Source organism: Brevundimonas sp. NPDC055812 (genome assembly GCF_053616535.1).
The window spans coordinates 13248-26609 of sequence record NZ_JBSHDX010000003.1 but is presented as its reverse complement, the minus strand read 5'-3'; the positions used below and the strand labels follow the sequence as shown (position 1 = coordinate 26609).

Annotated in this window: 10 protein-coding genes; 6 read left to right on the top strand and 4 right to left on the bottom strand. The window is 68.0% G+C overall.

Features of this window, described 5'->3' with window-relative positions; all coding sequences use genetic code 11:
• Nucleotides 1-16: 16 nt before the first annotated feature.
• Genes gyrA through ACWGL1_RS05580 form a run of 5 tightly spaced genes read left to right on the top strand, consistent with a single transcriptional unit; the run spans nt 17 to nt 5918 of the window.
• Nucleotides 17-2791, top strand: a complete 2775-nt coding sequence (gyrA, locus tag ACWGL1_RS05600) for a DNA gyrase subunit A (protein ID WP_452111416.1) — start codon at nt 17-19, stop codon at nt 2789-2791.
• 6 nt (nt 2792-2797) lie between these two features.
• Nucleotides 2798-3601 (top strand): aminotransferase class IV, encoded by an 804-nt coding sequence (locus ACWGL1_RS05595; protein ID WP_452111415.1) that lies wholly within the window; start codon nt 2798-2800, stop codon nt 3599-3601.
• 54 nt (nt 3602-3655) lie between these two features.
• Entirely contained in the window at nt 3656-4141 is a 486-nt protein-coding gene (gene coaD, locus ACWGL1_RS05590; protein WP_452111414.1) for a pantetheine-phosphate adenylyltransferase, read from the top strand.
• 26 nt (nt 4142-4167) lie between these two features.
• Nucleotides 4168-5001, top strand: coding sequence for a peptidylprolyl isomerase (locus ACWGL1_RS05585; protein WP_409450047.1), 834 nt, complete (start codon nt 4168-4170; stop codon nt 4999-5001).
• Between the two features lie 32 nt (nt 5002-5033).
• Nucleotides 5034-5918, top strand: a complete 885-nt coding sequence (locus tag ACWGL1_RS05580; protein ID WP_452111413.1) for a peptidylprolyl isomerase — start codon at nt 5034-5036, stop codon at nt 5916-5918.
• Nucleotides 5919-6078: 160 nt separating this feature from the next.
• Here the strand turns inward: ACWGL1_RS05580 and ACWGL1_RS05575 are convergent, their stop codons facing one another.
• The 3 genes from ACWGL1_RS05575 to ACWGL1_RS05565 form a co-directional block, all read right to left on the bottom strand.
• On the bottom strand, nt 6079-7188 hold the full coding sequence (locus ACWGL1_RS05575) for a Ppx/GppA phosphatase family protein (RefSeq protein WP_452111412.1): 1110 nt from the start codon (nt 7186-7188) through the stop codon (nt 6079-6081).
• Nucleotides 7189-7297: 109 nt separating this feature from the next.
• Nucleotides 7298-9295, bottom strand: a complete 1998-nt coding sequence (locus tag ACWGL1_RS05570; RefSeq protein ID WP_452111411.1) for a M61 family metallopeptidase — start codon at nt 9293-9295, stop codon at nt 7298-7300.
• A gap of 183 nt (nt 9296-9478) precedes the next feature.
• The gene (locus tag ACWGL1_RS05565; protein ID WP_452111674.1) at nt 9479-11428 is read right to left on the bottom strand and encodes a M61 family metallopeptidase; all 1950 of its coding nucleotides are present in this window, start codon (nt 11426-11428) and stop codon (nt 9479-9481) included.
• Nucleotides 11429-11613: 185 nt separating this feature from the next.
• On the opposite strand from ACWGL1_RS05565, the gene ACWGL1_RS05560 reads away from it, so the two are divergent.
• Nucleotides 11614-12552, top strand: coding sequence for a DUF2268 domain-containing putative Zn-dependent protease (locus ACWGL1_RS05560; RefSeq protein WP_452111410.1), 939 nt, complete (start codon nt 11614-11616; stop codon nt 12550-12552).
• On the opposite strand, the gene ACWGL1_RS05555 is transcribed toward ACWGL1_RS05560, so the two are convergent.
• Complete coding sequence (locus ACWGL1_RS05555) at nt 12549-13076, bottom strand: FKBP-type peptidyl-prolyl cis-trans isomerase (RefSeq protein ID WP_291776180.1); 528 nt, start codon at nt 13074-13076, stop codon at nt 12549-12551. The genes ACWGL1_RS05560 and ACWGL1_RS05555 overlap by 4 nt on opposite strands.
• Nucleotides 13077-13362 lie beyond the last annotated feature (286 nt).

Here is a 13362-nt window from a genome sequence, read left to right as displayed (position 1 = left end):
TTAAAGCCTGATTTCATTGACCGACGACAGCTATCATAACGCCGCCCCCTCGGCGCCGGGCGATATTTCGACCATCACCATCGAGGATGAGCTGAAACGCTCCTACCTCGACTACGCCATGAGCGTGATCGTCAGCCGCGCCCTGCCGGACGCGCGCGACGGCCTGAAGCCGGTGCATCGTCGCATCCTGTATTCGATGCACGACCTGAACATGACGCCGGAGCGCGCCTATTCGAAGTGCGCCCGCGTGGTCGGCGACGTGCTGGGCCGGTTCCACCCGCACGGCGACGCCTCGGTCTACATGGCCCTGGTCCGCATGGCTCAGGACTTTTCCATGGGTCTGATGCTGGTCGACGGCCAGGGCAATTTCGGCTCGGTCGACGGCGATATGCCCGCCTCGATGCGTTACACCGAGGCCAAGATGGCCCCGGCCGCCGTGGCCCTGTTGACCGATATCGAGAAGGACACGGTCGACTTCCAGCCGAACTACGACGAGAAGGAGCTGGAGCCCGTCGTCCTGCCGGCGCGGATTCCGAACCTTCTGGTCAACGGCGCGGGCGGCATCGCCGTCGGCATGGCGACCAACATCCCGCCGCACAACCTGCGTGAAGTGATCGACGCCTCGGTCGCCCTGCTGGACGATCCGAACGTGTCGGACGACGCCCTGCTGGACATCGTGCCGGGGCCGGACTTCCCCACCGGCGGCGAGATCATGGGCCGCACGGCCCCGCGCAATGCGCTGCGCGACGGGCGCGGCTCGGTCATCGTGCGCGGCAAGGCCTCGGTCGAAGAGATCCGCAAGGATCGCGACGCCATCATCATCACCGAACTGCCCTATCAGGTGAACAAGCAGACTCTGATCGAGCGCATCGCGGAAATGGTGCGCGAGAAGCGTCTGGAAGGCATCGCCGACGTCCGTGACGAGTCCGACCGCCTGGGCATGCGCATCGTCATCGAGTTGAAGCGCGACGCTTCGGGCGATGTGATCCTGAACCAGCTGTATCGCTATACGGCGCTGCAATCCTCGTTCGGCGTCAACATGCTGGCGCTGAACCATGGGCGGCCCGAGCAGATGGGCCTGCGCGCCCTGCTGGAGGCCTTCCTCGACTTCCGCGAGGAGGTGGTGGTCCGCCGGGTCAAGTTCGAGCTGGCCAAGGCCCGCGACCGCGGCCACGTCCTGGTCGGTCTGGCCGTCGCCGTCGCCAACATCGACGAGGTCATCCACATCATCCGCAGCTCGGCCGACCCGGCCGAGGCGCGCGAACGCCTGCAGGCCAAGGCCTGGCCGGTCGGGGACATGATGGCCCTGGTCGAGCTGATCGCCGACCCGCGCACCGTGCTGGTGGAGGGCGACAAGATCCGCCTGACCGACGAACAGGCCCGCGCCATCCTGGCCCTGACGCTGTCGCGTCTGACGGGTCTGGGCCGCGACGACATCTTTGGTGAGGCGCGCAGCCTGGCCGACACCATCCAGGGCCACCTGACCATCCTGTCGGACCGCGCCAACGTCTTGGCCATCATCCGCGAAGACCTGCTGCTGGTCAGGGAGCAGTTCGGCGTGGACCGCCGCACCCTGATCGGCGAAGGCGACGCCGAGATGGAGGACGAGGACCTGATCCCGCGCGAGGACATGGTCGTGACCGTCACCCACGGCGGCTACGTCAAGCGGGTGGCGCTGAACGCCTATCGGACCCAGCATCGCGGCGGCAAGGGCCGCAGCGGCATGTCGATGAAGGACGAGGACGCCATCACCGGCGTGTTCAGCGCCTCGACCCACACGCCGGTCCTGTTCTTCGCCACCAACGGCAAGGCCTACAAGCTCAAGACGTGGCGCTTGCCGCTAGGCAATCCGCAGTCGCGCGGCAAGGCCTTCGTCAACCTGCTGCCGATCGAGCCGGGCGACAGCATCATGAACGTGCTGCCCCTGCCTGAGGACGAGGCGACCTGGGGCGACTACGACATCATGTTCGCCACCAAGTCGGGCGACGTGCGCCGCAACAAGCTCAGCGACTTCGCCACGGTGAACCGCGCGGGCAAGATCGCCATGAAGCTGGAAGACGGCGACGGCATGGTCGGCGTCGGCCTGTGCACGGCCGAGGACGACGTGCTGCTGACCACGGCGCTGGGCCGGGCCATCCGTTTCAAGGCCGACGACGTGCGCGTGTTCAAGGGTCGCGACTCCACCGGCGTGCGCGGCATCCGCCTGCAGGACGGGGACGAGGTCATCTCCATGGCCATTCTTGGCCGGGTGGATGCGTCGCCGGAGGAGCGGGCCGCCTACGTCAAACACGCCAACGCCATGCGCAAGGCGCTGGCCGGGGCCGACGCGGAAGACGAAGCCGTCACGGTCGAGGCGGACGACGAAGAGGCCGGCGACGCCGCCCTGTCTGTCGAGCGCATCGCCGAACTGGGCGCGGCCGAGCAGTTCATCCTGACGGTCACGGAAACCGGCTTCGGTAAGCGGTCCTCGGCTTATGAGTACCGACGCACGGGTCGTGGCGGGCAGGGGCTGACGGCTCACGGCCTGGGCGGTCGCGCGGGCACGCGCCTGGCCGCCGCCTTCCCGGTCGAGGAGTCGGACGACCTGATGCTGGTCACCGACGGCGGCCAGATGATCCGCACCCCGGTCAGCCAGGTCCGCATCGTCGGTCGCTCCAGCCAGGGCGTGACCATCTTCCGCACCGGCAAGGACGAGAAGGTCGTTTCGGTCGAGCGTCTGGCCGATTCCGGTGGCGATGATGAAGGCGGCGAGGCGGACGACGCCCCGGCGATCGAGGGCGGCGAGAGCTGATCCTGCATGGCCGTCGCTCCTGAACTCTGGATCGACGGCCGTCCCGCCGGCCTTGAGGATCTGGGCCGTCAGGCCCTGTTCAACTACGGCGCCCTGACCTCCTTCCGCGTGGAAGGCGGCGGGGTGCGCGGGCTGGACCTGCATCTGGAGCGTCTGAACCGTTCGGCGATCGAACTGTTCGGCGAGGCTGTGGCGGAAGATCGCCTGCGCGATCAGATGCGGGCGGCGCTGGCCGGACGGACCGAGGCCTGGCTGCGCATCAGCCTGTTCTCCGGCGAACTGTCCCTGCGCCAACCGGACTGGATCGGCGCGCCGCAGGTGATGATCAGCGTCTCGGCGCCGCCATCGCCCCTGCCGGACGGGGTGCGCCTGCAAAGCCAGACCTATGCTCGCGAGGCGCCGCATCTGAAGCACGTCGCCACGATGGGCCTGTTGCGCGCTCGGCGCCGGGCGCGGCTGGCGGGTTACGACGACGCCCTGTTTACGGACGATGAGGGCCGGATTTCCGAGGGCTCGCTGTGGAATATCGGCTTCATCCGGGGGGATGCGGTGGTCTGGCCGGATGCGTCCATGCTGGACGGCGTGGCCCAGGCCCTGATCCGCGAGGCGCTGGACCGCGCCGGATCGCCGCAGCGGATCGAGGTCGTGCGCCTGTCGGACCTGTCTCGCTTCGACGCCGCCTTTTTGTGCAACAGCGCCACGCCGGCTGCGGAAATCGTGGCCGTCGACGCCTATGACTTCCCCGGTTCGCCGGGCGTAATTCAGCGTATCGGCGAGCATTGGCGATCACAGCCGCGTCAGAAAATCTAGGCCGTTCATTTCGCACCTGCTAAACGGACCCAAACGATGGGGAGGCCGCCGGCCATGCGTATCGGACTTTATCCGGGCACCTTCGACCCGGTGACCAACGGCCATCTCGATATCATCGGGCGGGCGGTCAAGCTGGTGGACCGACTGGTCATCGGCGTGGCCCAGAACGACGACAAGGGTCCGCTCTTCTCCACCGCCGAGCGGGTCGAGATGATCAAGGCCGAGGTCGCGCGCTTCAACGCGGACATCGAGGTGCGGCCGTTTTCCAGCCTTCTGATGCACTTCGCCGAGGAACTGAACGCCAGCGTCATCGTGCGCGGCCTGCGCGCCGTCGCCGATTTCGAGTATGAGTTCCAGATGACGGCGATGAATCAGCGCCTCAACAGCGACATAGAGACGGTGTTTCTGATGGCCGATCCGCGGCATCAGGCCATCGCCTCGCGACTGGTGAAGGAAATCGCCCGGCTGGACGGCCGGATCGACAGCTTCGTCAGCCCGGCGGTCGCTGCGAGCGTGTTGGCCAAGGTCAAGAAGGGTTGAGGTCGGGTTTGAAGATCAAGTCTGTGATGACGCTGGCGGCGGCGACCGCGCTGCTGGCCGGTGGAGCGATGGCCCAGTCGGGCGCCCAGTCTGGCGACTGGCGCACCGTATCGCCCGAAAATCTGTGGGTGATCGACACGGCCAAGGGGCGCGTGCTGGTGGAGTTGGAGCCGCGCGTGGCGCCGAACCACATCGAGCGCATCCGCACCCTGACCAACCAGGGGTTCTATGACGGGCTGAAATTCCACCGGGTCATCCCGAACTTCATGGCTCAGACCGGCGATCCCCAGGGCACCGGGGCCGGCGGCAGCGAACTGCCGGACCTGAAGGGCGAGTTCACCTTCCGGCGCGGCCGCGACAGCGGCTTCGCTCCGGTCGAGAACAGCGGCGCGGGCCTGCGGGGCGTCATGGGCTCCATCCCCATCGTGACCCAGCCGGACGCCCAGATGTTCGTCACGGCCGACTTCAAGACCTCGGCGCAAGGGCTGTTCTGCCCCGGCGTGGCGGGCATGGCGCGCGCCGGTTCGCCCGACAGCGCCAACAGCCAGTTCTTCCTGATGACGGGCCAGAACGATAATCTGAACGGCGGCTACACGGTGTTCGGCCGGGTGGTGCAGGGCCTGGATGTCGTGCGCGCGCTGAAGGCGGGCGACGAGGCCCAGGACGGCGCCGTCGGCCCCGACGCCGATGTCATGACGCGGGCGCGTCTGGCCTCGGCCATGCCGGAGGCCGAGCGTCCGACGATCCGCGTGGCCGTGCCCGGTTCTGCCCCGTTCAACGCCGCCGTCGAGGCGGCGAGGGCCGAGAAGGGCGCATCCTTCAACATCTGCGACGTCCAGCCGCCCGTGCAAGGCGGCTGAGCGTCGCGCGTCGCGCCGGGGAGGGGCGAGGCATGAGGCAGGGATTTCGGATCACCGGCGCGGCCCTGGCGGCTGCGCTTCTGGCAAGCGTGACGCCGGCTTCGGCTCAGGACACGACGCCGTCGCCCAGTGAGGCGGCTCCAGCGATCGCCGCTGACGACTGGCGCACGGCGGCGCCCGACAATCTTCTGGTCATCGACACCAACAAGGGCCGCATCCTGGTCGAGATGACCCCCGAGGCGGCGCCCGGCCACGTGGCCCGCATTCGCCTGCTGGCCAAGGCGGGCTTCTATGACGGCCTGCCCTGGCACCGTGTCATCGACGGCTTCATGGCCCAGACGGGCGATCCGCTCGGCACGGGCGAGGGCCAGAGCTGGCATCCCGATCTGAAGGCCGAGTTCACCTTCCGCCGCGACGCGCAGACGCCCTTCGTCGCCGTGGCCGCCCCGGCGGGCGCCCGGATCGGCTTCGTCCAGTCCCTGCCGGTCCAGACCCAGCCGGACGCCGTGATGGCGACGACGCCTGACCGCAAGGTGCACGCCTGGGGTCTGTATTGCCCCGGCGTCGCGGGCATGGCGCGCGATGACGCGCCCGACAGCGCCAACAGCCAGTTCTTCCTGATGCGCCATCCCTATCCGGCGCTGGACAAGCGCTACACCGTCTGGGGGCGGGTCGTGTCCGGCCTCGACGTCGTGCGCGCCCTCAAGTTCAGTCCCAATCCGGACGGCATCGTCACCGATCCGGATCGCATGACGCGCGTGCGCGTGGCGGGCGATCTGCCCGAGGGCGAGCGCCCGTCGGTGCGTGTCTTGAGCACGAGCAGCGCGCCGTTCCGCGCCCTGGTCGAAGACACGCGGGCGGCGCGGGGAGCCGACTTCTCGGCGTGCGACATCGAACTACCGGTCGAGGTGAATTAGCGGGCTTGGGCGTCCCTTCTCCCCTTGTGGGAGAAGGTGGCCCGATAGGGCCGGATGAGGGGTCTTTCAACGCTGGAAGCGGAATACGGGTTAACGTCCCGCAACCCCTCATCCGTCAGGCTTCGCCTGCCACCTTCTCCCACAAGGGGAGAAGGCTGTTCTATTCGACGCCGCCACCGCCTCCGGCGCGCTTGCGTCGGCGCCGTCGGCGCGGCTTCGGCTGACGGTCTTCGCGCATCTTTTGCAACAACAGGCCTTCGCGCAGGCCGCGGTCGGCCACGCGCACCCGTTCGCACGGCCAGGCGCGCTGTACGGCTTCCAGAATCGCCGCGCCGGCCAGAACCAGATCAGCGCGGTCCGGTCCGATGCAGCTTTCCGCCGCACGTCCGGCGGGACCGAGGGCGATCAGGCGGTCGGCGGCCTTTTCGCAGTCGCCGCGCGTCATCCACAGTCCGTCGACCAGATCGCGCTGATACCGCCTCAGACCCAGGTGGATCCCGGCCAGGCTGGTGATGGCGCCCGAGGTGCCGACCATATGGCCGCGCCCGGCGCCGACGCGCGTCAGGAAGTCGGGGCCTTCGGGGCCGCCCGCAGCGATGGCGGCCCCGAAGTCGGCGACCATGGCCTCATACCATTCGGGCGGGCTGCCTTCGGGTTCGGGGTGGCGTTCGGCCAGGCTGACCACGCCCAGCGGCGCCGACATCCAGGCTGCGGTCTCGAAGCCGCGCGGCCCCTTCATCAGCCAGGACAGTTCGGTCGAGCCGCCGCCCACGTCGATCACCAGCACCGCCTCGGCGCGGGGGTCGAACAGGTTGAGGCAGCCCGCCACCGACAGGGCGGCCTCTTCGGCCGGATCGATGATCCTGAGCCGCAGGCCGGTGCCGTGTCGCACACGCTCCACGAAGGCGGGGCCGTTCTCGGCCATGCGGCAGGCCTGGGTGGCGACGGCGGTCAGGCGCTTGGGATCGACGCCCTTGCGCACCAGGCGTTCGGCGCACAGGGCCAGGGCGTCGTAGGCCCGGTCCATCGCCCGATCGTCCAGACGACCGGTGCGCGACAGGCTCTCGCCCAGGCGCACGATGCGGCTGAAGGAATCCACCACGCGGAAGCCGTCACGCGACGGGCGCGCGATCAGCAGGCGGCAATTATTGGTCCCCAGGTCGAGCGCGCCGTAGAGAGGCGCTTCTCGATCGAAAGGCCCGCTGTTGCGGGGCCTTCGAGGCAGGGACCGCGTGTCGCGCCGTCCGGGCGCGCCAGGGGTCTCCGGCATGGGCCGAGTTCTCATGTGGGCGGTCCGAAGCGGCGCCCGTCCGGAACAGGTTAAACCGCACCGGCCTGTTGCGCCAAGCCGTGATGTGCGAGGGCCGTCCTTGAAACTCCTAGCGGCGGCGTGGACTGAGGATGTCGCCCAGCCGATCCGGCGTGCCCGGAATCCGCTCAAGCCGCGGGTAGCGCAGCCCGTCGTGATAGTCGAAGTCGACGGTGCGATAGCGGTCTGCGTTCTTGAGCAGCAGGCGGATCGGCGCGTCGGCTCCCTTGGCGGCCGTGACGGCGTCGCGCAGTTTTTCGGCCGAGGCGGCGACGTCGTTGACGGCGACCAGCTCCCAGCCCGGTCCGATGTCGGCTTCGAAGGCGCGGCCGCCCCACCGGACGCCCGTCAGCTTGTTCGAGGCGGACAGGGTGAAGCCCAGGGAATACTGGAAGTCGTTGGCCCAGCCCGACTGGATGCGCTTCTCCTCGGCGGTCAGGCTGTCGGTGTAGGTCAGGCGGTAGCCGCCGCGCGCCAGCCCGTCCAGCGGGGCCTTGGCGTCCGGCCCGTTGGCGTCGAGGCGCGTGCGCAGGAAAGTCGCCCAGTCGTGCGGATGGACGGCGTTCAGGCCTGCGACCACGTCCTCGAACACATAGCCGCGCGGGGCCCAGGAGCCGTCGTCGCCGCCGAAGAAGCCCCTGGCGAAGTCGTCCAGCGACTTCTTCCCGTCGGTCGCCTCGCGGATCAGGGTGTCGGCGTCCAGCCAGATCAGCAGGGCCTCTCGGTAGTAGTCGCCGGTGCCGCGCATCCACGAGGAATAGGGGTTCGAGGTGCGATAGCCGAGCAAGTTGTGGTTGTTCGTATCCTGCAGCGGACGCCATTCGCGTCCGGGCTGGTTATCGTAGAAGGCCGCGACCTCGGCGAAGCTGGTCAGGATGTCGGTCTTGGAGGCCAGCCCCGAGCGCGCCGTCAGCACATCGCCCCAGTATTCCGTCTGGCCCTCATAGACCCACAGCAGGGTGTTCTGGGTCGGGATATTGTGGTTGGCCGTCAGTTCGTCGGCGGGGCGCTGGCGCTTGCCGTTCCAGGCGTGAGTGAACTCGTGCGGCAGAAGGCCGACGGCGCCCAGGCTCTTGCCCCAGTTGGTGAAGAAATCGGCCGGGACGGAGTTTTCTGACGAGCGGTGATGCTCCAGCCCGATGCCGCCCAGCTTGGCCGTCGCCGCCAGCAGGAAGTCGTAGCGGTCATAGGGGCGGGCGCCGAACAGACGGTCGGTCTGCGTGACCAGATTTTCGAACCAGCCCAGTTGCTCGGCCGTGGGGGCGAGATCCTTGGCCGTATCGGCGACGATGTTCAGGTGGACGGCGCCTTCGCCGTTCCCGCGGCGGGGGTCGATGGCGATGCGCTGGAAGTGGGCGCCGCCGAACAGGGGGCTGTCGATCAGGGTGTAGAGGTCGGTCGGCGCAAAGGTCGCCAGGCCGTCGACGAAGCTTTCGGTGTCGAGGGCGACGCCGTATTTCCAGCCCTGCTGCAGGCGGATCGACGGGGCGAAGGTGATGCCGGTCGAGCGATAGCCCGCCGGATAGAGCAGGGCCTTCTCCCACTGCAGATTGACCATTTCGGGCGTCATGACGACGCGCCAGGTCGAGTTGTCGGGCTGGGTCAGCCACTGGAAGTCGACGGTGATCTCGCTGACGCCCTGCGGCACCTCGATGTGGAAGGCGTAGGGATCGATGGTGTCGCGCAGCCAGTCGATGCGCTGTCCGCCGCCTTGGACGGTGACGCCGGAGAGCAACTGGATCGGGCCGGTGGCGGCGTGGTTGCCCGGCAGGAATTTCGGATAGAGCAGGACCAGAGGGCCGGGCGTGACCGGGATGGTCTGGCGCACGCGGACGATCTTCTTTTCGACGTCGGTGGCGTCGACCTCATAGCGGATGACGCCGGGATAGACCTCGGCCGTCGGTGCCGGGATCGGCGGCAGGGCGCGGGGCAGGGCCAGGGGCGTGTTCTGCGGCGTCGGCGCGGCGGGCGCCTGCGGTCCGGTCCAGTCCTGGGCGAGGGCGGTCGAGGCGGCCGAGGTCAGCAGCAGGGCGAGGGCGGCGGCGGGCAGGCGTCGAGTCAGGGTCATGTTGTTCTCGTAACCCTTCTCCCCTCGGGGGAGAAGGTGGGCGGCGGAGCCGCTCGGATGAGGGGGCGGTTTCAGCAGGCAGACCGGCTTACGGAGGCGCGCGAAGCGGACGCCCCCCTCATCCGTCTCGCTCCGCGAGCCACCTTCTCCCCCGAGGGGAGAAGGCGGTTTTGGCGGTGTTCTCTATCGACGACGCGGGCTCAGGATGTCGCCCAGCCGGTCGGGCGTCCCCTCGATCCGCTCCAGGTGCGGGTAGCGCAGGCCGTCGTGATAGTCGAAGCGCACCGTCTTGAAGACGTCGCCGTTCTTCAGGATCAGCTCGATCGGCTCCGACGTGCCCTTGGCGGCGGTGACCGCCTCCTTCAGCACATCGGCCGAGGCCGCGCGGCCTCCGACGGCGACGACTTCCCAGCCCAAGGTCAGGCCCTGTTCGAACGCCGGGCCGCCCCACAGGACTGAGGTGAGCTTGTTCGACCCGTTCATCATGAAGCCGAGCGAATAGGTGAAGTCGTTGCGGTCCAGCTCCTTATACAGGGCGCCCATGTAGCCGGACGGCTCCTCCTTGAAGACCAGGCGGTAGCCGCCCCGTTCGATGCCGTCGAGCGGGCCGCGCGAGCCGGGGCCGACCGCGTCCAGTCGTTCGCGCAGGAAGGCGGCCCAGTCGTTGGTCTGCACCCCGTTCAGCGTCGATGTCACGTCGGTGAAGGTATAAGGGGCCGGGTCCCAGTTCCCGTCCTCGACACCGAAGAAGGCCTTGGCGAAGTCGTCCAGCGACTTCTTCCCGCCCGTGCGCTCGCGGATCAGGGTGTCGGCGTCCAGCCAGATCAGCGAGCCCTCGCGGTAATAGTCCTCGCTGCGCTGATAGCTGCTCCACGGCTGTGGGCGGCGCTGGCTGATGATGGGGTCGTTGGTGGTGTCCTGCATGGCGCGCCACTGGCGGCCGGGGATGTTCTGGAAGCTGGCGGCGGTCATGGCCAGCACGTCCAGCGCCTGCTGCTTGCTCATCAGCCCCGCGCGGGCCGTCAGAACCAGACCCCAATACTGCGTCTGGCCCTCATAGACCCACATCAGAGAGTTCTGCAGCGGCTCGTTCAGATTGGGCGTTAGCTGGTCGGCCGGGCGACGCCATTTGCCGTTCCAGCTGTGCGTATACTCGTGACCCAGCAGGTCGCGATCGGCCAGGGTCGCTTCGCGGTCGGTGAAATACTTCACATCGGCGCTGTTCTCGGACGAGCGGTGGTGCTCCAGGCCGATGCCGCCCAGCTTGTCCGTCACCGCCAGCAGGAAATCGTAGTGGTTGAAGTGGCGCGCGCCGAACAGGCGGTCGGCCTGCTGGACCAGGCTGCGGTGCAGCTGGATATGCTCGTCGCTCGCCTCCAGCATCTTGGCCGTGTCCGCCACCACGTTCAGGCGCACCGGCGAGCGGCCGCCCGGATCCAGGTCGATCTGGCGATAGTGGGCGCCGGCGAAGACGGGGCTGTCTGCCAGATGCTCCAGCGTGATGGGCGCGAAGGTCGCCAGGCCGTTCTCGAAGCTGACGGTGTCCAGAGCGGCGCCGTAGTTCCAGCCCTGGGGCAGTTTCAGCGTCGGCTGGAAGGTGATCTGGCGCGAGTAATAGCCCGCCGGATACAGCAGGGTCTTGTCCCACTGGACGTTGACCATTTCCGGGGTGACGGTGACGCGGCCCTGGGCGCCCTCGATGGGCGTCAGCCACTGGAAGGCGGCCTGGACCTCGGTGACGCCGGCGGGAACTTCGATCTGATAGGCCCAGGGCTGGACGGTGTTGCGCACCCATTCCAGCCGCTGTCCGCCGGCGGTGAAGGTCAGGCCGCCGACGTTGGCGACCGGGCCGACCGGGCCGTGATGGCCGGGAATCCACTGCGGATAGAAGAGGATCAGCGGGCCGGGGCCGCTGACGGGAATGGTCTGGCGCACCTGGATCAGGCGGCGGTCGATGTCGGTGGCGTCGACGTCCAGCCTGATGACGCCGGGATAGGCCTCGTCCTTGGCTGTCGGGATCGGCGCCAGGGCGACGGGCAGGGCGGGCGTGCCGACCTGCGCCAGAGCCGAACCGGCGCTGAACAGCAAGGCGGAGGCGCAGGCGGTGACAAGCAGGCGGGTGGCGGGACGCATCATCAGGGGGACTTTCCGGCAAGGCGGCGAGGACGCGGCAGATCACTGCGCGTCGAGGCTATGGTCAAGCCCGACGTGGGCGGATGAATTCGCCGTCATGTTTGGGTCGTCTGCGCGCAGACGGATTTCGCCGGCTGCGATTGCGTACTAGCGTGACGGCGGCATCACAAGGCGAGGGCGATCACATGGACGGGAAGCGGATTCTGGCGAGCGTCGCCGCTGTGCTGGCGATCTCGGCGTCATCGTCGACAGGCGCGGCCCAGATGGCGCCTGATCGCGCCCGCCACGAACCCGTGATCGAGACCGGCGACGTCGACCGCTTCTATGCGCTTTACGACAGCGCCGCCGGGCGCCCGACCGCAGATCAGCTTCAGGCCTATCTGGATGAGGGCTCCGCTGGTCTGACGCACCTGGCGAAGGTGCGCAGGGTGACCGGCGCGAGGATGGCGGACGCCATGGCTGCTCGGCCCGAAATCTATGTCGAGGCGCGGGCTTGCGCCGACCACCTGCCGCGCGTCCGTGCGCGGGTCGCCGAGGGGCTGGCCCGCTTCATCGATCAAAATCCCGAGGCGCAGTTTCCGTCGGCGACCTTTGTGATCGGTCGCGGCCGCCCGGTCGCGGTCGGCAGTCCGGTGGATGGAATCCAGGTGGGGTTGGAGGCGCTCTGCGCCACCGACTTCATCAATCCCGATATCGAAGACCGGTTCGTGGGGGTTCTGATCCACGAATATGTTCACACCCAGCAGGCGCCCGAACTGACCGAGAAGGAGCAGTTTACGGTGCTGGAGGTGTCGATGGCGGAGGGCGTCGCGGAGTTCGTGACCGAACTGATGATCGGCGCGCCGGCCTATGCCTATCTCGCGCCGCAGACTCGAGGTCGCGAACTCGAGATCGAGACCGCCTTCGTCGCCGATCAGGACAAGACCGACCTGTCGGCCTGGGTCTACAATTCGACGCCTGAGAAGCCGGGGGACCTCGGCTACTGGGTCGGCTACCGGATCGCCAAGGCCTATTACAGGAACGCGCCGGACAAACACGAAGCCTTGCGGCAGATCCTGCAGATCACGGACGTCAAGGCGTTCATGGCGGCGAGCGGTTGGCGGCCCGGCATGGACCTGAGTTAGTCCGCCGGATTCACTTCCAGCAGTTCGACCGTGAACCGCAGAGCCGAGTTGGCCGGAATTTCCGTCCCCATCCAGCGCGAACCGTAGGCCAGGTCGGCGGGGATGACGAACTCATAGGTCTCGCCCTCGCGCATCAGGGCCACGCCCTCGGTCCAGCCCTTGATGACGCGGTTCAGGGGGAAGGTCGCTGGCTCGTTGCGCGAATAGGAGCTGTCGAACTCGCGCCCGTCGATGAAGGTGCCGCGATAGTGGACCTTGACCGTGTCGGTCGCAGTGGGTTGCGCGCCCTCGGGGTTGGCCTTGCTGACGAGGCGATATTGCAGGCCGGACTCGGTCGAGGTCCAGCCGCGACGCTGGCTGTTCCACATCAGATAGGCGGCCTGGCCGACCTCCCAGTTCTCCTGGGTCGCGGGGCCGACCGCCTCTCGCAGGCCGGGATAGCCGACATCCGGCGTCGAGGCGCAGGCGGCCAGAGACAGGGACAGCGATAGGGCGGCGAGAGCGGGCAGGGCGATGTGCTTCATAAGGCTAGGCTTATCACGCTGATCGAAACTGTCGACTGGGCGTGTGAAGGGCCTTTATTTCGCCGAAGAAGGGCGTATATATGCGCGCTCCGCAGATTCCATGAATCCCGCGCGAAAGCGCCGAGGCCCGGTTTGTCGCCCTCCGACCGGTGCGAAGGCGTCGCCCCTCCCCAAGGGGGCGGATACATCCAGGCGTCCTGATCCGCATGCGGATCGAGGGTGGGCGCCGAGAGACATTTACGGTCACGGATCGCCGGTCGGCGCGCCGTGGCTGCTGCATTGAGAG

What these genes read in the sequence shown, in the direction of transcription:
- ACWGL1_RS05585 (WP_409450047.1), top strand. Translation starts at nt 4,168, where the DNA reads ATGACGCTGGCGGCGGCGACCGCGCTGCTGGCCGGTGGAGCGATGGCC.
- ACWGL1_RS05570 (WP_452111411.1), bottom strand. Translation starts at nt 9,295, where the DNA reads ATGACCCTGACTCGACGCCTGCCCGCCGCCGCCCTCGCCCTGCTGCTG.
- coaD (WP_452111414.1), top strand. Translation starts at nt 3,656, where the DNA reads ATGCGTATCGGACTTTATCCGGGCACCTTCGACCCGGTGACCAACGGC.
- ACWGL1_RS05565 (WP_452111674.1), bottom strand. Translation starts at nt 11,428, where the DNA reads ATGCGTCCCGCCACCCGCCTGCTTGTCACCGCCTGCGCCTCCGCCTTG.
- ACWGL1_RS05575 (WP_452111412.1), bottom strand. Translation starts at nt 7,188, where the DNA reads ATGCCGGAGACCCCTGGCGCGCCCGGACGGCGCGACACGCGGTCCCTG.
- ACWGL1_RS05560 (WP_452111410.1), top strand. Translation starts at nt 11,614, where the DNA reads ATGGACGGGAAGCGGATTCTGGCGAGCGTCGCCGCTGTGCTGGCGATC.
- ACWGL1_RS05580 (WP_452111413.1), top strand. Translation starts at nt 5,034, where the DNA reads ATGAGGCAGGGATTTCGGATCACCGGCGCGGCCCTGGCGGCTGCGCTT.
- ACWGL1_RS05555 (WP_291776180.1), bottom strand. Translation starts at nt 13,076, where the DNA reads ATGAAGCACATCGCCCTGCCCGCTCTCGCCGCCCTATCGCTGTCCCTG.
- ACWGL1_RS05595 (WP_452111415.1), top strand. Translation starts at nt 2,798, where the DNA reads ATGGCCGTCGCTCCTGAACTCTGGATCGACGGCCGTCCCGCCGGCCTT.